The organism is Streptomyces mauvecolor (assembly GCF_039532965.1).
In the GTDB taxonomy this organism is placed as follows: domain Bacteria; phylum Actinomycetota; class Actinomycetes; order Streptomycetales; family Streptomycetaceae; genus Streptomyces; species Streptomyces violascens.
On sequence record NZ_BAAASQ010000001.1, the window covers coordinates 63,510 to 86,568 of the forward strand.

Annotated in this window: 24 protein-coding genes; 15 read left to right on the top strand and 9 right to left on the bottom strand. The window is 68.8% G+C overall.

Annotation, left to right across the window (positions count from 1 at the left end):
• Window positions 1-68 precede the first annotated feature (68 nt).
• From ABD346_RS00280 to tpg, 5 genes are all read right to left on the bottom strand, one after another.
• Window positions 69-1,259, bottom strand: coding sequence for a hypothetical protein (locus ABD346_RS00280; protein WP_344370394.1), 1,191 nt, complete (start codon window positions 1,257-1,259; stop codon window positions 69-71).
• A gap of 165 nt (window positions 1,260-1,424) precedes the next feature.
• Entirely contained in the window at window positions 1,425-2,306 is an 882-nt protein-coding gene (locus ABD346_RS00285; protein ID WP_344370396.1) for an ETEC_3214 domain-containing protein, read from the bottom strand.
• 63 nt (window positions 2,307-2,369) lie between these two features.
• A complete protein-coding gene (locus ABD346_RS00290) occupies window positions 2,370-3,623 on the bottom strand; it encodes a hypothetical protein (RefSeq protein ID WP_344370398.1) in 1,254 nt (417 codons plus the stop codon).
• On the bottom strand, window positions 3,623-4,873 hold the full coding sequence (locus ABD346_RS00295; RefSeq protein ID WP_344370399.1) for a hypothetical protein: 1,251 nt from the start codon (window positions 4,871-4,873) through the stop codon (window positions 3,623-3,625). The genes ABD346_RS00290 and ABD346_RS00295 overlap by 1 nt, the downstream gene beginning before the upstream one ends.
• 256 nt (window positions 4,874-5,129) lie before the next feature.
• Window positions 5,130-5,687, bottom strand: coding sequence for a telomere-protecting terminal protein Tpg (tpg, locus tag ABD346_RS00300; protein ID WP_344370400.1), 558 nt, complete (start codon window positions 5,685-5,687; stop codon window positions 5,130-5,132).
• A 376-nt stretch (window positions 5,688-6,063) separates the two neighbouring features.
• Between tpg and ABD346_RS00305 the strand changes: the two genes are divergently transcribed.
• Together ABD346_RS00305 and ABD346_RS00310 are read left to right on the top strand one after the other, a co-directional pair.
• Window positions 6,064-6,627 (top strand): hypothetical protein, encoded by a 564-nt coding sequence (locus ABD346_RS00305; RefSeq protein WP_344370402.1) that lies wholly within the window; start codon window positions 6,064-6,066, stop codon window positions 6,625-6,627.
• Window positions 6,628-7,045: 418 nt separating this feature from the next.
• Entirely contained in the window at window positions 7,046-7,369 is a 324-nt protein-coding gene (locus ABD346_RS00310; protein WP_344370404.1) for a hypothetical protein, read from the top strand.
• Window positions 7,370-8,351: 982 nt separating this feature from the next.
• On the opposite strand, the gene ABD346_RS00315 is transcribed toward ABD346_RS00310, so the two are convergent.
• From ABD346_RS00315 to ABD346_RS00330, 4 genes are all read right to left on the bottom strand, one after another.
• The gene (locus tag ABD346_RS00315) at window positions 8,352-9,263 is read right to left on the bottom strand and encodes an FAD-dependent oxidoreductase (RefSeq protein ID WP_344370405.1); all 912 of its coding nucleotides are present in this window, start codon (window positions 9,261-9,263) and stop codon (window positions 8,352-8,354) included.
• Complete coding sequence (locus ABD346_RS00320; RefSeq protein WP_344370407.1) at window positions 9,260-9,799, bottom strand: cysteine hydrolase family protein; 540 nt, start codon at window positions 9,797-9,799, stop codon at window positions 9,260-9,262. Before ABD346_RS00320 ends, ABD346_RS00315 begins: the two co-directional genes overlap by 4 nt.
• A 47-nt stretch (window positions 9,800-9,846) precedes the next feature.
• A complete protein-coding gene (locus ABD346_RS00325) occupies window positions 9,847-11,016 on the bottom strand; it encodes a helix-turn-helix domain-containing protein (protein ID WP_344370409.1) in 1,170 nt (389 codons plus the stop codon).
• A gap of 226 nt (window positions 11,017-11,242) precedes the next feature.
• A complete protein-coding gene (locus tag ABD346_RS00330) occupies window positions 11,243-11,578 on the bottom strand; it encodes a GntR family transcriptional regulator (RefSeq protein WP_344370411.1) in 336 nt (111 codons plus the stop codon).
• A 337-nt stretch (window positions 11,579-11,915) separates the two neighbouring features.
• On the opposite strand from ABD346_RS00330, the gene ABD346_RS00335 reads away from it, so the two are divergent.
• The 13 genes from ABD346_RS00335 to ABD346_RS00395 all read left to right on the top strand — a co-directional run bounded on the left by ABD346_RS00335 (window position 11,916) and on the right by ABD346_RS00395 (window position 22,998).
• The gene (locus ABD346_RS00335) at window positions 11,916-12,524 is read left to right on the top strand and encodes a hypothetical protein (RefSeq protein WP_344370413.1); all 609 of its coding nucleotides are present in this window, start codon (window positions 11,916-11,918) and stop codon (window positions 12,522-12,524) included.
• A gap of 397 nt (window positions 12,525-12,921) precedes the next feature.
• On the top strand, window positions 12,922-13,251 hold the full coding sequence (locus ABD346_RS00340) for a hypothetical protein (protein ID WP_344370414.1): 330 nt from the start codon (window positions 12,922-12,924) through the stop codon (window positions 13,249-13,251).
• A 197-nt stretch (window positions 13,252-13,448) separates the two neighbouring features.
• Complete coding sequence (locus ABD346_RS00345; protein ID WP_344370417.1) at window positions 13,449-13,640, top strand: hypothetical protein; 192 nt, start codon at window positions 13,449-13,451, stop codon at window positions 13,638-13,640.
• Between the two features lie 155 nt (window positions 13,641-13,795).
• Complete coding sequence (locus tag ABD346_RS00350) at window positions 13,796-14,101, top strand: WhiB family transcriptional regulator (protein WP_344370421.1); 306 nt, start codon at window positions 13,796-13,798, stop codon at window positions 14,099-14,101.
• Between the two features lie 145 nt (window positions 14,102-14,246).
• Entirely contained in the window at window positions 14,247-14,489 is a 243-nt protein-coding gene (locus ABD346_RS00355) for a DUF5999 family protein (protein ID WP_344370422.1), read from the top strand.
• A gap of 113 nt (window positions 14,490-14,602) precedes the next feature.
• Window positions 14,603-14,818: a hypothetical protein gene (locus tag ABD346_RS00360; RefSeq protein ID WP_344370424.1), complete on the top strand. Its 216-nt coding sequence runs from the start codon at window positions 14,603-14,605 to the stop codon at window positions 14,816-14,818.
• 58 nt (window positions 14,819-14,876) lie between these two features.
• Window positions 14,877-17,051 (top strand): hypothetical protein, encoded by a 2,175-nt coding sequence (locus tag ABD346_RS00365; protein WP_344370425.1) that lies wholly within the window; start codon window positions 14,877-14,879, stop codon window positions 17,049-17,051.
• A gap of 246 nt (window positions 17,052-17,297) precedes the next feature.
• Window positions 17,298-17,768 carry a hypothetical protein gene (locus tag ABD346_RS00370; protein WP_344370427.1) on the top strand — a complete coding sequence of 157 codons (471 nt, stop codon included), beginning with the start codon at window positions 17,298-17,300 and terminating at the stop codon, window positions 17,766-17,768.
• The gene (locus ABD346_RS00375; RefSeq protein WP_344370428.1) at window positions 17,768-17,971 is read left to right on the top strand and encodes a hypothetical protein; all 204 of its coding nucleotides are present in this window, start codon (window positions 17,768-17,770) and stop codon (window positions 17,969-17,971) included. Before ABD346_RS00370 ends, ABD346_RS00375 begins: the two co-directional genes overlap by 1 nt.
• 130 nt (window positions 17,972-18,101) lie before the next feature.
• Window positions 18,102-20,084 (top strand): hypothetical protein, encoded by a 1,983-nt coding sequence (locus ABD346_RS00380; protein ID WP_344370429.1) that lies wholly within the window; start codon window positions 18,102-18,104, stop codon window positions 20,082-20,084.
• Between the two features lie 2 nt (window positions 20,085-20,086).
• Complete coding sequence (locus ABD346_RS00385) at window positions 20,087-20,614, top strand: hypothetical protein (RefSeq protein WP_344370431.1); 528 nt, start codon at window positions 20,087-20,089, stop codon at window positions 20,612-20,614.
• 81 nt (window positions 20,615-20,695) lie between these two features.
• The gene (locus ABD346_RS00390) at window positions 20,696-21,559 is read left to right on the top strand and encodes a hypothetical protein (RefSeq protein WP_344370433.1); all 864 of its coding nucleotides are present in this window, start codon (window positions 20,696-20,698) and stop codon (window positions 21,557-21,559) included.
• Window positions 21,556-22,998 carry a DNA/RNA helicase domain-containing protein gene (locus ABD346_RS00395; RefSeq protein ID WP_344370434.1) on the top strand — a complete coding sequence of 481 codons (1,443 nt, stop codon included), beginning with the start codon at window positions 21,556-21,558 and terminating at the stop codon, window positions 22,996-22,998. The genes ABD346_RS00390 and ABD346_RS00395 overlap by 4 nt, the downstream gene beginning before the upstream one ends.
• Window positions 22,999-23,059 lie beyond the last annotated feature (61 nt).

Here is a 23,059-nt window from a genome sequence, read left to right on the forward strand (position 1 = left end):
CTAAGCGCTGGGACGTCCGCGGCCCCCGGGCCTCGGACGGTGCCGGCCGGGCCGTTTCGTCCCGGGGTTCAGTCGCCCGCTTCCCCCTGAGGGTTCATCCAGTCGGGGCCAGGTACGTCGTCCGTGCGTTGCCCGATCGTCAGTATCTCGATGATGTCGGCGAAGCGGGCGTCGTCCAGCTGCTGAAGGTGCACGGGCATGCCCGACCCGGGGAGCAGCACCGGGTCGTCAGCACTCTGGCAGTTGAGGGTCCAGGAGCCGGTCGGCATCGGCAGCGTGGGAGGGCTGACCGTGACCACGGAGGCGGTGGCCAGCGGCCAGGCGGCGAGTGTGTCCACGAGCTGGGCGGTGGCGCTGTGCGGGGTGGGGCTGAGGACGACGTAGCTGCACCAGTTGGACCCGTCGTCGTGAGGCCGCGCGGCGCGCGGGCTGTCGGCTTCAAGGATGTGCAGGAGGGAGCGCAAGTCCGCGCCGCGGCTGCGTAGTTCGGCAACGGCCACATCGGCGGTGGTGACGTGGATGTCGTCCAGCACGGTGGTGAGTTCCGCGCAGGCCTGCCCGACGAGCGCGACGGGCAGGTACAGGGTGAACAAGGCTGCGGCCAGTTCGGTGGCGATGGCCTGGGCAAGACGGCGGGCGCAGTCCAGGTCCCCGGTGAGATTGAGGACGCCAACCTGTTCCAGGTCGATGAGGACGGTGCGGCCCTGCTGGTCCCAGCCCACCGAGACCAGGGCGGGGTATGGGGAGCACGGCGGGTCGAGCCTGTCGCCGGGACGCAGAGCCGGGCTGTCGGCCCAGCACACCCAGACGTGCGGCCGGCTGGGGTCGGTCGTGAAGGGGGCGACAGGCGGCCGCGGACCGGGCAGGTGCAGTTCGACGTACTGCTCCGTGAGTACTACTGCGTCGAGGTCGGGCAGCGGTCCCCCCTCGGCTTCCAACGTGACGATAAGTACGGCAAAAGTACGGTTCATCAGCTGGATTGCGCGCGGGAACTGGGTGCCTCGCAGGGACCGTTCGGTGGCGTGGGCGCTGCTGGCGGGATCGGGCATGGCAATCATGCGTCCGTGTCGGCGGCGGCGCTGCTGGATGGTGCGCAGCCGGTCCAGTTTGCGCAGCACGGCCGACGACAGGACGCCCGTGGTCGGGCAGTGCTTCCACGGTTCGCTCAGCGCGTCGATTTCCCAGTCCTCAAGTGCGTCGAGTCCGTCGTCGGCGAGGCCATCGCCGTCCCAGGTATGGCCGGTGATGTCGTTGTTCATCTGCCCCCTCCTCGCGAACGCACGCCCATGGCCGGGTTGTACGCGCTGTGTTGACCGGTCGCCCCGCCCGGGCTGATCTTCACGCAGCCTAGCCCCGCACGTTCTGGCAGCGTCAGGAACGGGACAGTGGTGCAGTCCCTCGACCGGCCGGGCTCCGTGGAGAGGTCATGTCTCGGGCTGACCATCGAGCGCGCCGGCATGGTCCAGCGCCTTCTGGCCGCGCCGGTAGTTCCATTCCCACATCCACGCCGACAAGCGGTCACGGGTGCGACCGAAGCGCCGGTCGACGAAGAGATAGGGCGGCTGGGTGAGCCGCACAGTGTCCATGGCAGGGCCGAACTCGAAGACGTTGAAGAGCTCCGCGGGGTCGAGCCCCACACCTGGCCCTTCAACGACCACGGTGTTGATCGTGGCCTGCCTGCGGTACTGGGCCAGGCGCTCGGGCCCGGAGTCGCCGCTCACACCGGTGGGAGCAAGAGCGCTGTGTCCGTTGTCGTTGACGCCGATGTACCAGGTCCGGTATCCGCCGGGATTCCCGAAGTAGTAGGACTCCCAGTACACGTAGCGCCGTGCGCCGACCTGGGCGTGAGTCTGGAGCGGTTGTGCCTGCCGCTTGTGCATGGCGGACAGCCGGTCTCTGCCGAGCCGGATGCGGTACCGGTAGAGCACCACGCGAGGGCGGAACCAGCGGCTGGTCGTGGTGAGCGAGTACAGCGCGACGCTGCCGTCACGGTCGCACCAGGTGACGAGGTAGCCCATCCGGTGCAGCGGCCATGTCCGCACAGTCAAGGGGACCTTCGAGCCTACACAGTCTTTGAACTCCCGGGTGCGTTCCCAGGTCGGTTCGCCGAAGAGCGACGTGACGTAGGCGTGACGCACACCGGGAGCGATCTTGCGGAGCCGGTTGAGCAGGTGCCGGCGGCGACCGACGCTCCAACGCCAGCCCGCCGTCAGGGACTTCATGAGGGCCCAGGTCACCGCCAGGGTGGCCGGCAGCGTCCACAGGTTCAGCGTGTGGCTGTACCAGGGCTCAGCGACTCCATTCATCCGATAAGGATCACCCAGCCGACTCTTCCAGAGAAAGTCCGAGCAGCTTTTGCCGGTACGACGCTACTCGGCGGGGCGCGCTTCGTGCGCGAGCTTGGGGGTGGCGCGCTCAGCCTGTACGGCGGACCGGTCGGGGATGGTTGGCGCGGCCCGGCGGAAGTCCAGGTCGTCGAATTCTCCGATTGCGTCGGCGAGCTGGTCGCCGACGATGTCGCGCAGCACCTTGATGGCCGTCACCAAGAGGTATCTGTGTTCAGGGGTGAACAGATGGTCGAAGGCGGCCTCGGTGTATGCGTGGTCGCCGCAGCGTGCGTCGAAGCAAGCCAGTTCGGTGGTCTGGACGAGGTCCCGCGCGATCGCGGGGTTTGCTCTCAGCTTGTTCACGAGGTCGATGTAGCGGTCAAGCCACTCGGGTGGTTCGGCGACGATGGATTTGAGGCTGGCTACGGCTATGTCCTGCCGGGTGGCGCCGACCTTGGTGTACCTGTCATGGATACGCCGGACTTGGTGTTGGACCAGTTCGTCTGCCTGGCTGAGGATTGCCAGGATCTGACTGTTGTCGGGATCGCCGAGGGTGACTGCGCGGGCGACCCGTTCCCTAAGGTCGCTGGCGGGTACGACATCCAGGCGGGAGGCGTCGCGGATCGCGGCTAGCAGCAGCGCGATCAGGGCGTGGCTGGCCAGGATCTGTGAGGTCGGATTCGGGACGACGCCCTGGCGTGTGGCGGAGTTCAGCGCGACCAGCGCGTTAAGACATTCGGGCGAGTCGGCCAGCAGGCTGTCGGCACGCAGAAACGCCACCAGTCCACCGGGGATGTGTTTGAGGCCCTTGAGCTGGGTGTCAGTGCGACGTTCCGCCTGTTCGCAGCCCATGCCCTGGATGTGGGCGAATCGTTCGGGTACCCAGGCGTGGCCCTCTTCCCTGGCGGCGAGGGTCTGCATGTCCATGATCTGCAGATCCAGCGCCTGGGCGATGGCCCTGCCCCGGCGGGTGATGGTTTGGCGAACGAGGACCGCTCGTTGGGTGCCGGTCAGGCGCTGCAGCCCGGAGAGCCACAACAGCCGGTCCGGCTCGCCTGACTGTCCCTTGGTGGTCTTGCATTCCAAAACCGACAGGCTCGTGCGCAGCCGGCCGTCGATGTCGATGGCAAGCACGTCAAGGTCGGTCAGGATGTCGCGCCCCCGGTCGGCGGCTACCCGCAACGGGACCCGCAGGCGAGCTAGGGCGCCCTCAGCGAACTCGAGGCGTCCCACCCGCCGCTCCAGGTCCGCGCCTGGGTCTTCGGGACGGGTGCGGTTCGACTGGGCGGCCGCCACTAGAAGTTCCTCCGGGCCGTCGTGTCGCGCAGTGCTGACACGAACCGCCGCGAGTCGGCGTCGTCCAATACGACCGCGGTGGCGACCTGGGCACGCTCGCGTTCCAGGTGGTTGTACGAGCGTTGCTCGCCGATCCCGGCAAACGTCGTGTTCTCTCCGCCAGCGGTGTTCCCGCGTGCGTCGAGGATCGCGAGCGCTTGCTCCGCGACCTCGGCCTGCAGCAGGCGCATCCGAGCATGGCGGCCGTCGCCTACGACTTCGATGGTTCCAGCGGTTTCGAGCATCGCGTAGTCCTCCGCGATGCGCTCGTGGTTGCCGGCTTCGCCGTCGCGGATGAGGACGTGCAGGAACGCGCCTGGGCTAGTGAGCTTCCAGGATGCGAACGTCGATGCGTAGATCATGCTGCCGACGAGCTGCCGGATGTGGCCGGATGGGTCGCGGGGGTCGGTACCGAACGGGTCTCGATGCAGGTGTGGTGTAAAGAGGAGTTTCTTGTCGCTGGTGGCGACGACCTGGGACCGCTCGACCAACCCGGCACTGACGGCGAAGTCGATCCACCGTTGTTCGGTGCTTTTGACGTGCTCCTCCGGAATGCCGGGCGAGGCCATGACCTCCTCGATCAGCGCACCGACCTCTCGCTGCACGCGCGCGTCCTCAGTGCGCAGAGCGGCCGTCACCACCTCGGCGTCACCGACCCAGATGTTCGGATTGAAGACCACCGCGCGGCCGTCCTCACTCTGCACCTCGCGCACAAGGTTGACGGTGATCAAGCAGCCCAACGCCCGCTCGGCAGACTCATCCCCGTGCCCAGAGCCTGCCTGCAGAGCCGCATGGCGCTCCAGCGGCTGGATTGAGGTCGCCCGCATGATCTTCAGCGCGGCGTGCTGCGTCGGTGTGACAAGCAGAATGCCCAGCAGTCGATCCGTGGCATCCAACAGTTCGACATTCGGCGGAACGAATGCCGCCACACTGACCAGCCCCCCGTCGGGGCGCCGGTCGCACTGAACCCAGCCCAACTGTTCCATCGTAGGTAGCACAAACCGGTCAAGTTCCAAGGGGCCGATCTTGGCTTCGATACCGATGGCCCGTACTCGCTCGACCGAGGAAACTTGGGCGTTACGCAGCCGCCAGGCCATCTCGTAGACCTGCCCGGCAAACCGCAACGTCTCCAGTTCAGCGTGCACAGGCGACACCGAGTAAGCGGTCAAGTGCCGAGAAAATCCCAGGATGAGCTGAGCATCGCTGATCAAGAATCCCCCTGGACGTGATCCGTGAAGGCTGAGCCCACGAGCCTAGCGGATAGCAACGTCCGCGCTCATATAAACCGACTACGGCTTCCGTCTGGCCCTGGGCGACGGCGGTCACAGCCCCAACCACGATGGCGTCCTGTGGGCCCTCCTCTGCGACGGACGACGCTACAACCTCTCACCACCCAACGAGCTCGCGGCTTGACAGACAGAATTGGGAATCAGTCATGTGAAGAGGCCAAACTCCTCCCGCCTGGCATCACTTCAAGTCCAGTTCGACGTAGTCGACGTCGGTGAAATCCACGGCCAGGCCCTGGGCGCGGCGGCCGTGGTCTTTGAAGTAGGTCTCCTGGATGCCTTCGGCGGCGATGTCCTGGAGCTGTTGTTCGCTGGCGCCGATAGCCTGGGCGGTGAGGAGCTGGGCGGCGTAGGTGGCGGGCAGGTGCTGGGTGATGCGCCGGATGCGTCCGTCGTCGGTGGAGCCTGCGGCCGCGGTGAACCCGAACCGGGCCCGCGTCTCTATGACAATCCCGCCCGAAGTGGCGGCCTGCTTCTGCGCCCTGACCCGCACCCGGGGCTGCCACCGACGCCGCACTTCACCGGCGAGGCGCTCGGCGAGCTCGGCCCGCGGCTTCTTCAGCTGACCCTTCACATACCGCTCCACGGTGCGCTGCGAGATCCCGAGCAGCCGCGCGGCCGCCCAAGTGCTCTTGGTCTGCTGGACCAGGTACTTCATCCGCGCCTGCGCCGTCTTCGGGATCGGCCGCGTGAACACTGCGGCGGCCGCCCGCTCCAGGCTGTCGCTGAACATCCCCATCGCCTGCCCCCTGCTTTCTGTCGTTCATCGTCGTCGTGCGTGTTGCGCGGCTCGCCGGACCGTTCGCGGCCTCGTAGCTGTGCGACCGGCTGGCCTGCTGCGCCACCAGCCCGCGCCAGTCGACCCGCTGTACCGGCTGTAGAACCGTCGTCGGAGCCGCGCCGGTATCGGCCGGGCTGGGGCCCGGTGCGGTCTGGTCCTGCCAGCACGTGTCGCACCGGCCCTCGATCACAATCCGCACCTCGCGCGGAATGACCTGGCGGCAGCTGCAGCAAATCCGCTCACCGCGCGGACGCGGCACCCCCGGCAACTCTGGCGCGGGAGTGCAGGTCGGCGCGCAGCTGGGGCAGCTTCCGGACGCATCGAGGCGCTGGCTGTGTTCGGGGCACAGGCCCTGCTCGCTACGGCGGTCTCGCTGGCGGGCGGCGAACGTGTCGGCGGTGACGTCGGCGCACACGTCGCAGCGATGGCCAGTCGACCACATGGTGCCGGCCTCGCAGTCGAAGTGCCCGCAGCCCCAGCGTGGGAGGGCGATGCCGAGAAGCCACCGGCCCGGGTCACGGATCTCGTCGGGCATGACCTGGGCGAAGCGGGCGGTCAGGCGGTGGCGCAACCGGTCCGGCTCCATCCCGGCCTGAAGCTGGCGGCCGACCTCGCGGGCGATCTGGCGGACCACGAACGGGTTGTTCACCCGCGCCAGCAGCCAGTTCACCGGTTCGAGGACCGCGTAGACCTGCGGGCTCATCGACAACGCAGGTCCCGTGTACGACGGCCGCACCGATCCCCTGCCGCTGGGGCGCTTTGCGTGCTTCGGGTTCGGGGAGACGGGTTTGCTGTTCTCACCCGCGCGCAGCGCGAGACCACCCCGGCCATTCATCTGCGCACGCGTGGCAGCCGGGTTTTCCACAGCTACTACCCGTACCTCGCCTACGGCGGATGACAAAAGCGCTCGCTCGTCATCAGGTGAGTCAGTCCTAGGTGATTCCCTATTCGCGAGGGATCCCTCACCAGCCGACAGACCCGATCCCTCACCAACCAATGAACTCGCCGGAGCGTTGTCCACCGGCCCCTGCGAGCACGATTGCACCGCCTCGGACGTCCCCGACACAGCGTCCGGGACCGGCCGGACGAGCTCCTCCATGGGGACCGGAGCGAAGTCGTGCGCGATGAACTGGTGACGGCCCCGAAGCCCCGCACGCCGCTGCACCGTCACCCAGCGCGCCGCCTCCAGCTCGTCGACGACCGCTCCGGCCGCCGCCACCGTGATCGGCTGGCCGGCCCTTGGACCCGAGTGGTGTCGCAGATGGCCCGCCAACTCCCCCTCGGTCAGCGCGATACCCCTGCGCTGCGTGTACGTGATGACCGCGAACGCACGCAGCTGGCGGGGCGTAAGGTCCTCCGCGGCCGCCACCGGCAGCCACACGAACCCTTCGGCCCGCCGTACCGGACGGGTGCGCCGCACCGCCGACAGGCCCCGGCCCCCCGGCAGCGTGCGCCGTATCGACCTCAACTCGACCACCCCGTCCGGCGCCGGACAGGACAACAGCGACAGACCGCGCTCCGCCGAGGCCTTCGACAGTCCGAGGTACGCGGCGATCGTGGCTGCCTTCGCCTCACAGCCCTCCGGACGCGCCGCGAGAGCCTTCACCTTCACGTACACCGAAAGCGCGACATCCGCGTAGAACGGCGACGACACCAACCGCATCGGTACCTTCACCCGCTGCGTACGCACTCGAGCCCCTGCATGCGCAGGGACCCCCGACGGCTCGCTGGCCTCACCTGTCGAACGCGGGGACGGGATGACCACCGCGGCGGTCGACGCGGTGGTCATCACCGCACCCCCCGACGGTGCCCGGCAACGCGGCAAGCCCTCGACGGACCAATGTCACAGATGGGGCTTTTCGGATGGGCGATGTGTGTCACGTAGGGCGAGGTGGACGGGCAAATCTGGCCCAACCGGGCGTATGTGCGCTGGAAAAGGGCGCAACTGTGCTGCACAATGGCTCCTGTCGTGGAGGCATCGCCAAAACGGCACGACGAAACCCCCTAGCGGTGCTTCGTGGTTCGGGGAGAACCAAGTACGAGCGTCTGACCGGCTGCTAACCGGAAGGACGACCCCTTCGGGAGGGCTGCTAACCCACCCGGTGTCAGAAGGGGGACGCTCAGCCGAGGTGCGCTAACACTTCGGAGACTGGGCGTCCCGGCGGCTGGGCCCAATACAGGCGGCCGCCTCAGTCAGCTACTCCGTCGCAACCTCCACAGGAGAGATGTGCCTGCGCTGCCCTCCAGCGCAGAAGCCCAGACGGACCGGTCGGCACGCTGCCGGAGTCGAGGAAAAGACGGAGTCACGGAAACGCGGGCACCCCGACGGAGCGACGCTCACACGTCGCTGCCACGGCGGGGTGGTGTGTGTCCACGTGCGGGTACGGGTACCCTGCATCGTGCGTCCGCCTTTCTGGTTCAAAGGTCGTGCGCCGGGCCGGGAGTTTCTCCCGGTCGAGAGCCCCCTGCGGACTTGCCTAAGGTCCCGGGGGCTTTTTCTTGTCCTGCAACGGATCAAGTCCGAGGCCACCCTACTCCCCTGACGCCTCATAGAGTGACTGCGGGTGACACCGTGTCGGGCCTATGGTTGACACCGCGTCACCCTCCCCCGGATCTCCCCGGTCAAGCCTGTTGAAGGGCTGTGGCGTAGTAGTAGGCGAGTACCGCCTCGGCTCCCGAGCCCTGGGCGGTCGCGATTCGTTGGTACCGGCTTGACCTCAAGTCTCCGGCGATTCGGACCCGTTGATGTTGCAGCTCGGGCGGGCAGTACCCGTCCGCACCCATGGTGAGCCCTTCCAGAGCGGTGGGCTTGTTGCCGAGGTTGTTCAGTACCGCTGCGGCCACGTAGGTCTTACGTTCCCCCCGCCGATCCTTCACATCAATCGACCAGCCACCTCCGAAGTCCGGCTGGGACAGGGCAGCGTGGGAGACGGGCATCAGGTGGACGCCGGGGTTTCCAGCGATCTCGGCGACCTTGTAGTCATCTGCCGGGGGATACAGGATGTGCAGCTTCACGGATGTCTCGGAGTGCGCGCGCAGCCAGGTTCCAAGCGGCCTGTCGCCGCCGAGCACATAGGCCGGCGCAGAGAGGTCTTTCGGATTCGTTCGCCACAACAGAGGAGCAGGGGCCTCGGGCGGGGCGCTGACCCAGCCAGCATCTGACGGTGTCAACGCGGCTACACCGGTGGCGACCACGATTGCCTGCGCCGTGAGGATCCGTCCGTCAGTAAGGGCAACTTCAGCTCGATCGTCGTGACCGTTCACTGCTACGGCGCGAGCTTGCACCACGGAGCACCGGTTTGTCTGCTGCAGACGTAGGAGATCGGACGCCAGTGCCTCGGCCAACTGCGGTCCGGTCGACCAGCCGCCGGACACGTTCTCCAAGGCCTTGACGGCGTGAAGCTTGCCGCCCACAAGGCCGGGCTCCACAACCACAGTTCGCAGGCCGAGGCTGGCAGCCATCACGGCGGCTGCCACGCCGGCAGGGCCAGCTCCGACCACCACAAGGTCTGTCTCAAACGGTGGTGCACTCATGCGTGCGCTCCCTGGGCTCCATTGAGGTGGGACAGAGCGGCCTCGCTGGTGATGAGCTGAGCCGCGCCGATGTTCCGGGCCGCCAGCAGCAATGCCGCGTCGTGATACCGGTTTCCCCCGGTGGAGGCGCAGGCGTCGGTGACGATCCACGGCCGGTAGCCTGTCCGGTAGGCCTCCACTGCGGAGTCGTACACGCATGCGTCCGTGTCGATGCCGCAGAGCACCAGGTCGGTCCAACCGGCATCCCGGATGAGTCGTGCTCCGTTGAGTGTGAAGATCGATGCCTGTGGCTTGTCGATGACCGCGGCGGCATCCGGGATGTATGGGGTGAGGTCGTCCACGAGAGCCTGTTCCTCGGGTGTCCGCAGCTTCGTCCAGCCGGTGATCGTCTCGTACGGGGAGCCCGGCTCGTTGTGGAATCGGGTCAGCACTACGGGAGCCCCGGCTGTCTGCCAGCCCTCCACGAGTCGTGCGACCGCGGGCAGGATGCCGCGGGTGTGCTGGTTGACGAATCCCTGCTGCACGTCGATGACCATCAATGCTGTCGATCGAGGGTCCACCCAGTCCGCCTTCCACATGGCCGTCACGGATTGCTGTCACGCAGTGCGTCCTGAGCGGCACGCAACCGGTCAGGAAGTTCACTGGTCGCCAGGATCGCCTCGCGCATCACGCGGTGCTGGGCGGTCTCGGTCGGACGGGCGGTCGTGAGGCGGAAGTACGCACTGCGCAGGAAGCGCCAGCCGTAGTCCGGCGGCATCACGGGATCTTGGCCGTCCTCGATCATGTGCAGAACGTGGGACGAAAGGGCCCAGAGAGCTTGCACATCAAGCTCCAGGTCCACGATCTGGCTCATGGTCAGGGCGCGTTCGTCTGCCTGCGGGTGATAGGCCACCCCTGACCAGCTGGCGAGCCCTCGGGAGACCCCTCCGCCGAAAGTCACTACCTCGGGCTGCTCCCAGCCGCTGCTGAACTTGTCCTCTTCTACGCCGGGCCCCAGCGGTACGACGTGCGCAGGGTCCTGGCGGTTGACGAGCACGGATGGCGTAGTGAGCAGCTGCAGAGCGGTGCCTAGGCTGGCCCCTGACCACGAGTTGTCACGAAGTTCGTAGACGGAGAGTACGTATTGCGGGACGGGCGACGGTTCTACGGGACCCTCCCCGGCCGTGTGCTGGTCCAGCAGGCTTGTCAGCCGCTCGCCCGCCCAGGCTGGCTCCCGCAGGTAGGTGCGGTAGCGCCACTGTGCCAGTGCGGTGAGGGATTCGACCCGCTGGTGCTCTTCGATGTGGACCACGGCAACGCCGCACGCATAGATGTGGGCGGCTGCCGATTGAGCAGAGCAGTGCCGGACCGGCAAGACCGTTTGCTGCAGGCCGCCAGGCCCTGTTGGCCGTTGCTCGCCGGCACCATAGAGCGGCGCGCTCTGCTCACCCAGGTAGACCGGTAAGAACTTGTGCGATACGACGACGCACGGAGCCGGACGAGCGACACCGCTCGCCGCCGCAGGCGCCGACACTCCCCGAAGCGCGGACAGTCGAATTCGGAACGCCTCCTGCTCCTCCGGGCTGCACTGGCTCAGTGCCGTGTCCAGGATCTGTGCCATCTGCGGACGACAGACGCTGCTCTTGTTCTTCTGCCAGTGCGAGACCGTCCGGGGGCTGATGCCAAGGTTGTCCGCGAATTCGCGCACCGACACACGCATTACTGACCGCAACAGCAGTGCCTCCTTGCCCGTCCACTGCTCAACTGCGATCACTACACACCCCCTCGACACTCACTTGCCAGGCGGGAACGGCCCTATTTCCACGCTGCGTCCACACCACGTCCACGCCGGGACATCTCGCTCCGTCCCTGGTGCGCGGAAGCTAGGTGACGTTGACCCGAATCCAGGAATCCGCTTGGAGAGCGCCATGCTGAACGCTCCACCATTGCAAGGCAGGGCCCCATCGCCTGGTGTCGCTCGAAGGCGGCGGGCCAGTTCATCAGCCGCTCGTCTGACTCTGCTCGATGCGCTCCAGACGCGCAGCCAGATCTGCTACCTGCTCCTCCAGCCGCTTGATGGCCTGGGTGTTCGGGTCGGCGACTTCATCAGCGGCCGACTCGCGGATGAAACTCCCGCGGCCCTGGTGGGAGTAGATGATGCCGCCCTTGCGGAGCTCAGCCAGGGCGCGCTGCACGGTGCCAGGAGCGACCGCGTATCGGGCTGCCAACTCCCGTGTGCTGGGCAGCTTGTCGGATCCCTTCAGGCGGCCGAGCCGGATCTGATCGCGCACGTCTTGCGCGATCCGCTGGTAGGGCTGCATGGACTCGTCCGTCATGGGCCACATCGTAGGGCCACCTCACTCGAATAAATAGGTTCCCCAACTTGGTTGACACAGTTAGGACTGTATCAGCTAACCTATCCATGTCGGCAAGGTTGATGTCGGCGGAACTTGCACCACCGCAGTAGTCGTCCGCCTCTCGGGGCGGCCGGGGTCCTCGGGCAACCGAGAACGAGAGCTCCATCAAACTCCCCCGGGCCTAACCGCACGACGACCGCGTGCACGACGCAGCGCTGTGCGCTGTCCGTCCTGCGGGACGCCGGCCTCGTGCCGCGCGGCCCGCCGGGCGGAGAGCACAGCGAGCCCTTGTCACTCCGCCCGTGAGGAGTACCTCATGTCCGCTCCGAACCCCGACGGCACCGCCCGCTCCCGCAGGAGCCGCACCCGCTCCCGGAACACCAGCGGCCGCCCAGCCCTCGCCGTCTCCACCCTCCGGCCGCACCAGTACGACCTGCGTCCGTCCTGCGCCTCGCTGATCTGCCCCGACTGCTCCACCTGGGTGCCGATCACTGGCATCCAGCACAGGCAGAGCAAGCTGGTCCCGCACGACACCGGCGTCGCCCGGAAGGACAAGGCGGCCCGCTGCCAGGGCAGTAACCGCCGGATCAGCGTCGACGTCAAGTTCGAGAATTGGCAGGAGTGCCTGGAGGACGGCGTCGCGGAGACCGCTTACCGCCGCCCGACCACCGTGCTCCGTAAGCCGAAGGTCGCTCCCGCCCCCGCCGTCAGCCACATCGCCGCGCAGAAGCAGACGACGCCGACGGATGACGAGCCCGGCAACGGCCGGCCCCTGTGGCTGCTGCGCGAGATGAAGTGGGCGTCGACCGAATCGGCGGTCCGCGACACCGACACCCGCCGCACACAACTGCCCGCCGGCGATGCGCCGCTGGACGCGCCGACGGTCCCGCTCAGGACACAGCGCCCCGAGCGCCGCGCGAGCTGACCAGCTCTGCACGAACGGCCCCGGCCACTCACTCCATGAGAGGGGCGGCCGGGGCCGAGGCTGCTCGTACGAGTAGTCGGAACAACGACAGCACCGGCCACCAGAAAGGACACGCGCGATGACCGACGAGACCGAGCTGGACGCGATGCACGCGGCGTATGAGGCGATGGACCAGGCCGAGTACGAGGAGTTCATGGCCGAGCTGGACGCCCGCGACGCCGAACGGGACTGAGACCGTACGAACTACCACGGCCCCGGCCACCCCGCGGACCAGCGGAGTGGCCGGGGCCGTGGCTGCTCGCAGCCAGTCACAGAAACGCAGCAGCCCCAGGGGGCCATCCCTGGGGCCGTTTCTTACGCCACCGGACCTGAATGAGAGGCCCAGATGTCCGCCAGCATGACACAACCGCCCCCCGCGCCACCGGCCGCCGTACCTGACCCGACCATCCTCGACGCGCTCCGGCGCGTCATTGACACGCAGATCGGTCCGCGCCACAAGGGCGCGGTCTACCAGAACATCGACGGGGCCTTCGAGGTCCTGGCCGTGGTCCGGGACCCGGCAAAGGCCCGCGCCTTGCTCAATCGCCGCTGCTCGCAGTGGGCGCTGGGCGTTCGCGATGTCCTGCGCGCGGACGGACAGCCGTTCGTGGTCGGCTCGGTGTGGACCGACTCCGACCGCCTCGTCCGCGAGGGCAAGGCGCTCGCTGGCACGGGGGTGACCCGATGACCACTCGCCTGACTGACGAAGAGCGGGCCGAGCTGTCGAAAAGGGTGGCTGAGGCGAACCGGCGTAGCGAATCGCGGCCGCGATGAGCGCGCCGTTGCCGATCCGGCCCACTCCGCACGAGCGGGACGGCCGCGACGGCACCACCACCACGAGTACCGCGCGGCCGCACCCCGCCAGGATGAACGGTGGTGAGCGCCATGACGAAGGTTCTTGACGGCTCGTACGCCCGCTATCTGCGCGCGCTGCAGACCGTCACCAGCCACAAGTCCCGCTGTAGCGGATGCCGAACCGGCCAGCGGTGCGTGACCGGCGCGCAACTGGAAGCCCAGGCCATCCGGAACCACGGCATCTACCACAGGGAACTGCAGCGTCTGAAGTGCTGCCACTGAGTGGGCATTGCCCCGTCGTCCCCGTGCCTGTCCGTGCGGGGTCGGCGGAGAGTGCCGCACATTCACGCACCCGACCACCGAGCCGCAGACGTGCGATCAGCCCCAGGGGTTCGCACCACTGGGGCTGTCTCGTACGGACCCATTGGGAGGTCCTGATGTACCAGTCCATCGTCAGTGCGCGGCGCCAACGCGCCCCCTACTACGGCGCCGTTTCGCCCGCCATCGTGGAACGGCCTCGCCCGGCTTGCGCTGGTGAGGATCCCGAGCTGTTCTTTGCGCACGGTGCGTCGTCGCCGCGGATCGCGCGGGCCCAGGCGATCTGCCGCCGTTGCCCGCTGCTGGTGAGCTGCCACCAAGGCGCGCTGGAGCGGGACGAGGAGTACGGCGTGTGGGGCGGCCTCACCGAGGACGAACGCCGAAGCCTCAAGCGCGGTGCGCGCCGGTCGGCGCGGGCCGCCTGACCGGGCTCCCGCCTCACGGCGCACGGTCAACTCGCTGCCCGCCCGCATGACGCTCCCTGCCCGGCTGCCCGCCCACGGGCCGCCGGATATTCGCATGCCTCAGCCCGGGAACGACCCGGGCCTCGCCCCCCGGCAGGAGATCCCTATGGACCGCAGTACCCCGCTCGACAACGGCACCACCCGGCAGCCGGACTCGCAGTGCCCGCACACGCCGACGTGCCCGACTGCCTTCAGCGCGGACCGCGAGGCCGCGCACAGCGTCGCCAGCCACTCGGAGCAGGGCTGGAACCTGCTGTGCAACGGCGTCCTGCTCTTCGAGGACACCGGCGAGCTGCTCCCCGATGGCCAGGTCATCGCCCCGCACAGGCCCGTTGCACCCCTGGCCTGACGGCTGCCCGATCCGCCTGCACCGACCGCCGAATCCTGGCGTCCGGGTCGGGCGGTGACAGGGAGCCGGACAGTCCGACGGCCCAATTCACGCCCTCAGAAGAGGAGATCAGCATGCCGCTCCCAGCATGGCTCACCAGCCAGATCACCACTGCCCAGGCCGAAACCGCCGGCGACGGTACGGCGTGGTCCGCGTACGCCACCACCGATGACGGCCTCGTCCAGATCGCTGGTGCTCACGACCGCGACCACGCTCAGCGCTGGCTCGACGAGTCCGGGCGCACCGGTCTCGTCGCGCCCAGCCGACGAGCTCCCGCCCCGCGCACCTGATCGAAAACCCGTGAATGCCGCCCCGCCCTGGGGTGGCACCCACCTGGAAGGAGGCGGCGTGGCCGCCGCACGAACCCGTAAGAGGCCCACCGCCCGGAAGAAGCCGACAGCGACCCACACGACTTCGCAGCCCGCCGCCTCCCCCAGTACTCCCGCTACCCCCACTCCCTCGGCCCTGGCGGAGACGGCGGACACGGGAGCGAAGGTGCTGGCCCGCGTTGCGGATGCCCGGGACCGGGCTGCCGACATCATCGACAGCGCGCGTGAGCAGGCCAACGCCTCCCAGACGGAAGCCGAGACGACCGCCGCGCGCACCGTCACCGACGCCCACGCGCAGATCGCTGTGCTGCTGACCGATGCGCAGGCCCGCGCCGTGGGCATCACCGCCGACGCCGACCAGGAGGCCACCGCTCAGCGCGAGGCGGCCAAGAACGAGCTGGAGGCGGCGCGCGGCGCAGCCAACCGGCTCCTGGCCGACGCACACGAGCGTGCCGAGACCCTGGTAGCCGAGGCCCGCGCGCAGGTCGCTGATCTGACGGAGCTGGCCGCAGCCGACCGCGCGGCCACAGCCACCGCGGTTGCCGAGCTTCGGCGTCTGGCCGAAGCCGACCTCTGCGAGATCAGCAAGCTGGTCGATGAGCGCCGTACCAAAGCCAGCGCGATCCTCTCCCGCGCCCAGGAGCAGGCCGACGCCCTGGTGTCCGCGGCGCAGAGGGAGGTCGAGCAGGCCCGGGAGCGGGTCGGCCAGCTCACGGCGACGGCGGCCAAGCATTACGACGCACGCCGCCAGGAGGCGGAGCAGTTGTACGCGGACGCGGTCACAGCCGGCGCCGCCCGGCGTCGCGACGCCGACCGGCACGTCGCCGCTGCACACACTGAGGCGGAACAGGCCCGCACGGACCTGCGCGAGAAACTGCGCGAGCTCACCGACCAGTTCGGCGCGGAGGCTGCCACCCGGCGCAAGGCTCTGACCGACGAACTCGCCGGGCTCCAGGCAGCCTGTGACCAACAGCGCGAGCGGCTGCGGAGCGAGGCCAAGACCGTCGCGGCGCAGTTGCGGGAGGCCGCCCAGAAGGAGGCCGACCGCGTCACGACGGAGGCGGAGAAGAAGGCCCGCGGCATCACCGAGCGGGCGCAGGCCGACGAAGCCCGTGCCCGTCGGCTGCTGGATGAGGCCCGCGAGGCGAAGCGGGCCAACTCCCGCTGGCGCGGCTGGCACCACAAGATCAGCCGCACGGCATGGAAGACGGCCCCCTGGATCGCGCTCGCCGCCGGCGTCGGGCTCGCCGCCTCCGGCGAGTACGAGCTGGCCCGCCTGGTCGGCATCCACCCCTACGTCGCCCCGCTGCTGCCCGTCAGCATCGACATTTACTGCGTCACCGCGTTCCGCACCCAGCGGGACATTGCACAGGCGCTGCTGCTGATGGCGTCGGCGAACGTGGTCTTCCACCTCTCAGAGCAGGCGCACCTGGTGCCCGCGGGGCAGTCCGCTCCGTGGTGGCTGACGACGTTCGTCGTGCTGATCTTCGTGGCCGTCATCTGGCGCGTCCACTCGCTCATGCACGACGACGCCAGTACGGATGGACACGGCGGTACGGACACGGCGACCGGTACGCAGCGCCGTACCAGTACGGCCGCTCGTACAGACGCCTCGGCTGGAACCCAGCACGCCCGTACCAGCCCGTCCGGTACGGACCTGTACGGCACGGCAGTTGGTACACAGCGCGCCGGTACGCTCCACGGCGCGGCTGGTACAGACCCTGCATACGGCACCCCGTACGAAGGCGCGACGGCGGCGGCGAATGCGGGCGTGACCGGGGCGTACAGCGACCGTACAAGCGGCGTACAGGCCGCCCCGCACGCCGCACCGTGTACTGGTACGGAGCAGTCGGGCCGCACGCAGACGGCAACCATCGCGCGCGACTCGCGTACTAGTACAAGCACCGCGCACCCCGCTCTGGTCGGCGGGGCGGCAACGTCCCGTACCAGTACAGCAGGTGCCCCCTCGCGTACCGCCCCGACGGCTGCCGACGGGCGTACCGGTACAGCCATGCCCGCTCGTACGGACGAGGAACTGCTCCCCGCCGTACGGGTTCTGCCGCGCGAGGACGACGGCTTCGTCAACGTCAGCCGCGTCCGGACCGAACTCAGCGTCAACCAGCCCCGCGCGATCCGGCTGTTGGCGCAGGCAGGCCTGCTGCGTCCCGAGGACGCGGACAAGTACCTGACCTGACCGGCCGTCCGCGCCGATGACCTGGTCCATGCCCGCACGGTCCACGACCACAACCCCGGCTGCTGGTCCAGGACCGTGCGCCTCAGCCGCGTAAGCGGCTCTGACCTGCGTGAACCGCTGTTTCGGCGGTTTCCACCGGCCCCCGGGACGGCGCCACGTCCCGGGGGCCGCGGTGAAGGCACCGAAGCCGTCCACAACCCCCGCTCCCGATCCGGACCGCACCACCTGCAGAGGAGTACAACCCTGATGAGCGACGAGAAGAAGCCGCGCAAGGGCGTTTGGACGCCCGATGTGCTTGCCCAAGGCCCCGAGAAGCGCCGCGTGTTCATCGAGCAGCGCCGGCAGTACCTCGCCCCGTTGCTCGCCGAGACCAAGGCTCTGCTCGCTGAGATCGAGGCCGATCTGAACGAGGTCGACAAGCTGCCCGGTGACCTGCCGTTCCAGGCGAAGCTGCGGGTTCAGCACACGATCCGGCCGCTGGCGAAGGTCGTTTCCGACCTTGAAGATGTGATCGTTCAGCTCACCACGTACAGCGCGCGGTACCGCCGCTCGTATGAGGAACTGCCCGAGAAGCGGGCCGAGAAGGAAGCCAACCGGCAGCATCTCAAGGAGCTGAAGGCCGGCCGCGGGCAGCAGCAGATCGAGCCGCCCCAGCCGAAAGCGGAATCCCGCGAGGACCCGAACCCGTTCTTCGCGCACCTCAACAAGGGCGCGTGATGCCGGGCAAGGACCCTGCGCGGTCGAAGCGCCTGACCGCCGAGCTGTGGGCGCCCCGGATCAACGGGGCGACCAGCCCGCGCGAGCGCGTCGTCGTCCTGGTCGACATGGCCCGGGCCCACCTCGCCGAGGACGATCCGATGTGGTCCTCGCTCGCCGATCAGCTCGGGAAGTACATCGAGGCGGCGACGTCCCTGCGGTAACTGTCCGCGTTCAAAAATCAACGCTCAATCCAGGAAACCGGCATGCCGCCTGGCCTCCACACGCGCGCGTGACGCGCGCGGGTACGCGAGGCCCAGACGCTACGTCAAGTAGTTGTGAAGAGAGGACCCGATGACCGACGACGATCGGGGCGGCGACGTCATCACGCTCCCCGTGCTCAACCTGTCGCCCCCCGGCGGCGATGCCCCCGACGACGGTGTTCCACCGCCCCCGGAAGCGGGCGACCTTGCTCCGCCGCCCGACTTCTTCCTGCCGTTCCCGACCCCCGGCGACGGCGACGATGAGGACACGACCGACCCGGACGACATCGCCCCGCAGATGATCGCCAGCGCATCAAGCGGAACCGGAACACCGGCCCGCGCGACGGCCTCGATGGCGATGGTCACGATGGCGGCGATCGCCGTCGCGGCGCTGCGCGGCACGTGGTCGGCGGCGAACTATCTGCGCGCGCGGCGCGAGCACCATGACGCGGTCGCCGACAAGGCGCGCGAGGCGGCCGACAAGCAGAAGGTGGCCAACGCGGCCAAGAAGGCCGGTGTGCAGTCCTCGGCCGAGTTCGGGCGCGGCGCTGCGGGCAAAGGTGGCGGCCGCGGAGGGGCGTCCGGCGGGTCCGGCGGAGGGTCGGGCCGGGGCGCCTTCGGCCAGCAGAAACCGGCATCGAAGGGCGGTGGCCGGGGCAGTTCGGCGAACGGTTCGCCCGGGGCAGGTGGCCGTGGTGCAGGACCGAAGGGCGCACCTGCCGGTGGCCGCAAGGGTGCCGATGGCGCGATTACCTCGGGGTCGGGCAAGAGCCCGAAGGGGGCGTCCGGCGGTACCGGATCGCCGGGGTCGGGCAAAGGCTCGGCGAGCGGGGCGCAGAAGTCCCCCGGGACGCTGGGCAAGTTGGCGACCGGCCGGCAGCAGCGCAAGAACGATCAGGCGAAGGCCGACCGGCAGGCTGCGGCCGACCACCGCAAGGCCGACCTCGCTGACCGTGCGGCAGCCCGGAAGGAAGCGGCCGCCGTGGCGGCCGACCGGCGCAAGCGCAAGGCCGAGAAACGCAAAGCCAAGCGCGAGCGGGAAAAGGCGGGCGGCGGCGACCCGAAGAATCCGAAGAAGACCGGGTCCGGCAAGGACGACCCGAAGAAGGACGACGGCTCGAAGGCGAAGGACCCGAAGAAGGACGAGCCGGAGACCGACAAGGGCAAGCCCGGCGAGAAGGTCGACCTCACGAAGACGCCGAAGTCGAAGCCGAAGGCTGGTGACGGCAGCGAAGCGAAGAAGGGCGACGGCGAGAAGGTCGACCTCACCAAGAAACCGAGATCGGCGTCCGGTGGCCCGAAGGACGGGGCGCGGAAGGAGCCGAAGGCCCCGCGGAAGAAGAGGCTCCGCGGCTGGCGGCGGAAGCGGAAGGGGAACGCGACGGGACCGAAACCGCCCCGCGGCCGACGGAGCAGGAAGGGCCGCGGCCCGAGCGATACCGGGGCGATGCCCGGCGGCGATGGGGAGTGGCTCAAGCCTCCGCCCGGCTGGGATGTCGCGTACTCGGTGACCATCGAGCGCGAGCCGGCCCGTCCGCAGCGCCGTCAGCCAGCCGGTATCACCACGGGCCAAAAGGGCCTGCCCGCCGGCACGTCCGGCCCGGTCACGCCGACCCGGTCCGTACCGAAGGAGAGCCCGATCGTCATGGGGACAGCACTAGCGGTCGGCGAGGTTGGCGACACGCAGTTCGTCGACGCCGACCTGACCGTGTACGACCTGATCGAGTCCGATGAAGAGATGGGCGAGCAGATCCTTCTGGGCGTTGATCACATGAAACTCGTCGCCAGCAAGTGCGAGGGCCTGGCCTCCGGGCTTGAATCCCTCTACGCGACGTGCCTGAAGAAGAAGGTCCCCGGTGTCCTGACGCAATGGTGCATCCGCCTGATGGAGCGCGCCGGCAGCGTGCAAGACAAGGCCGAGGCACTCGAAGTGTCCCTGCCGCGCGCATCCGAAGCGATCCTCACCGCGCGGGACACGGCGGTCGAGGCCGACAAGCTGCGCGCCGACCGGGTGAAGGAACACGGTCACGTTGCACCGGCCGAGCGTGAATACCACGACCGAAGCGGGGCCTGATCATGAGTACGGAAGTTGAGCCCACCTCCGTACAGACCGGTGCCGAGGTCGCCGCGTCGGGTGCACCGGACTTGCCGGCCCCCGGCGAGGGTCTGGACGCGCCGGACTCGGGCGGTGATCTGCCGGTCCTGCACGGCGGTCGGATCGTCGACGTCATCGCCGATGCCCTCACGTTCACCCTCGTCATCGCGCGCCTTGCGCTCGCGGCGACGGCGATGCGGCTGCTCTCCCAGGCGGTGAAGGGCGCCTACGCGTATGTCGAGGACTGCGCGCAGACCGTCGACGGCCTGGCCGACGTCGCCGCGGCCCTGGCCGTCGACGACTCGGTCACCTCGGCGCACCATGACGCGGCCGCCGTGATGCGTGAATCCCTTGAGCTCGCTGACGCACTGTCTGCTGAGGCGGCAGAGATGTCGACCGAGTTCGACAACGCCGCCCGGGACCACGAATCGGACTACGGCGACGTGAACGAGGCGATGCAGACCGGCCCGTACGACGTCGCCGAGCGCGAGTACTACAGCAACCGCTGACCCCCAATTCCGCCCCGCAAGGCGCCGCCCCGCTCGTCAGCGGGGCGGCGCCTTCCGCATACCTGAAGGGAGCGCCCAGCGATGTCGCTGCGCACGTACATCGAAACCGCCGCCCGCCGCGGCGGACCGGCCGTGAGCAGCGGCGTCGGGCGGCTTGCCACGCTCGTCGGCACCGGCGCCATGACGGCGGGACTGTTCACCGACACCGGCACCGCGTGGGCGATCCTTGCTTCGGCTGCGGCCGGCCTGGGTGGGGCGTTCTTGTCGCCGCGTCTGCAGCTCGCGCACCCGATGAAGAAGCCGATCACGTTCACGGTCTACCTGGCGCCGCACACCGTGCTCGTGGCCACGCTCGTCACCGAGCTTGCCTGGGGTGCACCCGGGGGCCGGGTGGTCGAGGGCGGCGTTGCTGTGCTGTGGACGGCCGGGGTGTGGTGGCTGCGTCCTGCGAAGCTCGCCAAGCGTGTCGCGAAGTGGCCCGAGCCGGTGGTCGAGACCGACGACACCGAGGCCACCAACGGTGGTGCGGGCGCTGAGGTCGAGGTCGCCGTGGAGATTCCCGACGACCCGGACGGCCGGTGGTGGGCCCTGAACGCGGCGAGGAAGGGCGGGGTCGCCGAGGGCACGCGCGTGATCGGTGTGCGGGCGATCGAGGACCGGCGCCGCGTCGCGGTGGCGCTCGCCGCGGCCGAGAAGGGCGAGCCCGTCCCCGACATCAAGATCAAACGCCTGTCGGCGCTGATGAACGTGCCCGAAGCCCTGCTTGAGGTGCAGGCAATTCCCGGGCACGGCGCGGGTGTCGCGATGCTGCTGATCGGCCCGAAGCCCGAAGCTGAGGCCGCTGTTGACGAGGACGTATGGGCCGAGATCGGCCGGTCCGCGCTGCCCGGCGTGACGCTCGTCGAGGTCAACGAGTACGACCTGTCCAAGGACTTCACCTCGTGACGTCGCCTGCGAACCTCGCGAAGCAGCACGTCGAGGGTAAACAGCAGGTGATGCGCGAGTACATGCTCCGCACCCGGCCGGGCGGCGTGAAGGGCGCCGACCACGACGCGCTGTGCGACCTGCTGGAGATCGACGACCCCAGCCGTGTGATCTTCGAGCAGGGGCGCGGCCGGCAGGCGGTCGTCCGGGTCTTCCCCGTGAACCCGCTCGCCAAGATGCGCGCGCTCACCCTCGAAGACCTCGAACTGGACGAGAACGGCTGTATCCGCATCGGCTCGTACTACGACGGCGAGCCGCTGCGGATGCGGGTGCACGACCCCGAAACCGGCAACGCCCAGCGCATCATCATCTTCGGCACGACCGGGGCGGGTAAGAGCCGTGCCCTTCAAGCGTTCCTGGCGGCGTGCAAGCGCAACGGGATCGTCGTACACCTCGCCGACCTCAAGGGCGGGCAGTCCGTCCCCGAGGCAACGGGCAACGTCGCCACCCATGTCCGGACGCTGAAAGAGGCGATGGGCCTGCTGCGGGCCGCCGTCGCCAAGGCCGAGAACCGGTTCAACCGGTACGCCGACATGGGCCGCTCCGGGTTCCTGATCAACAATCCGGACCCGCTCGAATACGTTGTTATCGACGAGGCGAACCGCCTGCTGGAGAAGGGCAGTCCGTTCCGGGCCGAGGCGGCCCGGCTGATCAAGGAGATCGGGCGCACCGGGCGCAGTGTCGGCATCGGCATCGTGCTCGCGGCGCAGGCCGGACACCTCGACGAGCTCGGTGGCAGCGACACCTTGCGCGCGATGCTGAAGGAAGGTGAGGTCATCCTCCTCAGGTGGAGCTCGCAGATGATGGCCTCGCTCGTCGGTGACGGACTGCTGCCCGCCGGGGAGAACCTGCAGCCGATCCCGAAGATCCTCGGCCGGGCCCGCCGCATCCAGCGCTGGGGCGAACCGGCCGACCGGAGCAAGGAAAAACCGAACAGCCAGGGCATGTGCTACCACCTGACGTCGGCGCGGCCGTCGAGCATGGCCCGGTTCTTCCTCGTCGGCTCGCTCGCCCCGCACGACGGGTACGACCCGGTGATCCGGCAGCTCTACGGCAGCGCGCCGCCGCCGGGCGAGCCCCTGACGCTGATCTTCCCGCCGCCCAAAGACGACAAGGGCGGCCAGAAGACCGCCGACGACGGTGACGACGCCGGATACGGAGCGGGCGACGAGGACGACTCCGAATCGCTGCCGGCGATGCCGCGCACCCTGAAGGACCGGGTCCTCGCGGCACTTGAATCCGGCCCGCTGTCCGAGGCCGACCTTCTCGCCGCCCTCGACGAAGACGGCGGCAAGGACGCGAAACGCGGTTCCGTCCGCACCACGATCAGCACCCTGCGCGGCGAAGACAAGATCGCCCCGAAGGATGCATCCGGCCTGATCAGCCTCACCCTCATGTGATCTACGGGCGCCCCGAGACCGACCGCGGGGCGCCCCTGGATGCCTGTCCTGGAGGAAGACC

Coding starts and splice junctions, on each gene's coding strand:
- ABD346_RS00280 (WP_344370394.1), bottom strand. CDS start 1,259: ATGAACAACGACATCACCGGCCATACCTGGGACGGCGATGGCCTCGCC.
- ABD346_RS00320 (WP_344370407.1), bottom strand. CDS start 9,799: ATGGTCATCGACGTGCAGCAGGGATTCGTCAACCAGCACACCCGCGGC.
- ABD346_RS00355 (WP_344370422.1), top strand. CDS start 14,247: ATGGACCGCAGTACCCCGCTCGACAACGGCACCACCCGGCAGCCGGAC.
- ABD346_RS00335 (WP_344370413.1), top strand. CDS start 11,916: ATGTCCGCTCCGAACCCCGACGGCACCGCCCGCTCCCGCAGGAGCCGC.
- ABD346_RS00380 (WP_344370429.1), top strand. CDS start 18,102: ATGACCGACGACGATCGGGGCGGCGACGTCATCACGCTCCCCGTGCTC.
- ABD346_RS00360 (WP_344370424.1), top strand. CDS start 14,603: ATGCCGCTCCCAGCATGGCTCACCAGCCAGATCACCACTGCCCAGGCC.
- ABD346_RS00350 (WP_344370421.1), top strand. CDS start 13,796: ATGTACCAGTCCATCGTCAGTGCGCGGCGCCAACGCGCCCCCTACTAC.
- ABD346_RS00315 (WP_344370405.1), bottom strand. CDS start 9,263: ATGAGTGCACCACCGTTTGAGACAGACCTTGTGGTGGTCGGAGCTGGC.
- tpg (WP_344370400.1), bottom strand. CDS start 5,687: ATGGGGATGTTCAGCGACAGCCTGGAGCGGGCGGCCGCCGCAGTGTTC.
- ABD346_RS00310 (WP_344370404.1), top strand. CDS start 7,046: ATGACCGCGAACGCACGCAGCTGGCGGGGCGTAAGGTCCTCCGCGGCC.
- ABD346_RS00375 (WP_344370428.1), top strand. CDS start 17,768: ATGCCGGGCAAGGACCCTGCGCGGTCGAAGCGCCTGACCGCCGAGCTG.
- ABD346_RS00285 (WP_344370396.1), bottom strand. CDS start 2,306: ATGAATGGAGTCGCTGAGCCCTGGTACAGCCACACGCTGAACCTGTGG.
- ABD346_RS00340 (WP_344370414.1), top strand. CDS start 12,922: ATGACACAACCGCCCCCCGCGCCACCGGCCGCCGTACCTGACCCGACC.
- ABD346_RS00345 (WP_344370417.1), top strand. CDS start 13,449: ATGACGAAGGTTCTTGACGGCTCGTACGCCCGCTATCTGCGCGCGCTG.
- ABD346_RS00330 (WP_344370411.1), bottom strand. CDS start 11,578: ATGACGGACGAGTCCATGCAGCCCTACCAGCGGATCGCGCAAGACGTG.
- ABD346_RS00390 (WP_344370433.1), top strand. CDS start 20,696: ATGTCGCTGCGCACGTACATCGAAACCGCCGCCCGCCGCGGCGGACCG.
- ABD346_RS00370 (WP_344370427.1), top strand. CDS start 17,298: ATGAGCGACGAGAAGAAGCCGCGCAAGGGCGTTTGGACGCCCGATGTG.
- ABD346_RS00385 (WP_344370431.1), top strand. CDS start 20,087: ATGAGTACGGAAGTTGAGCCCACCTCCGTACAGACCGGTGCCGAGGTC.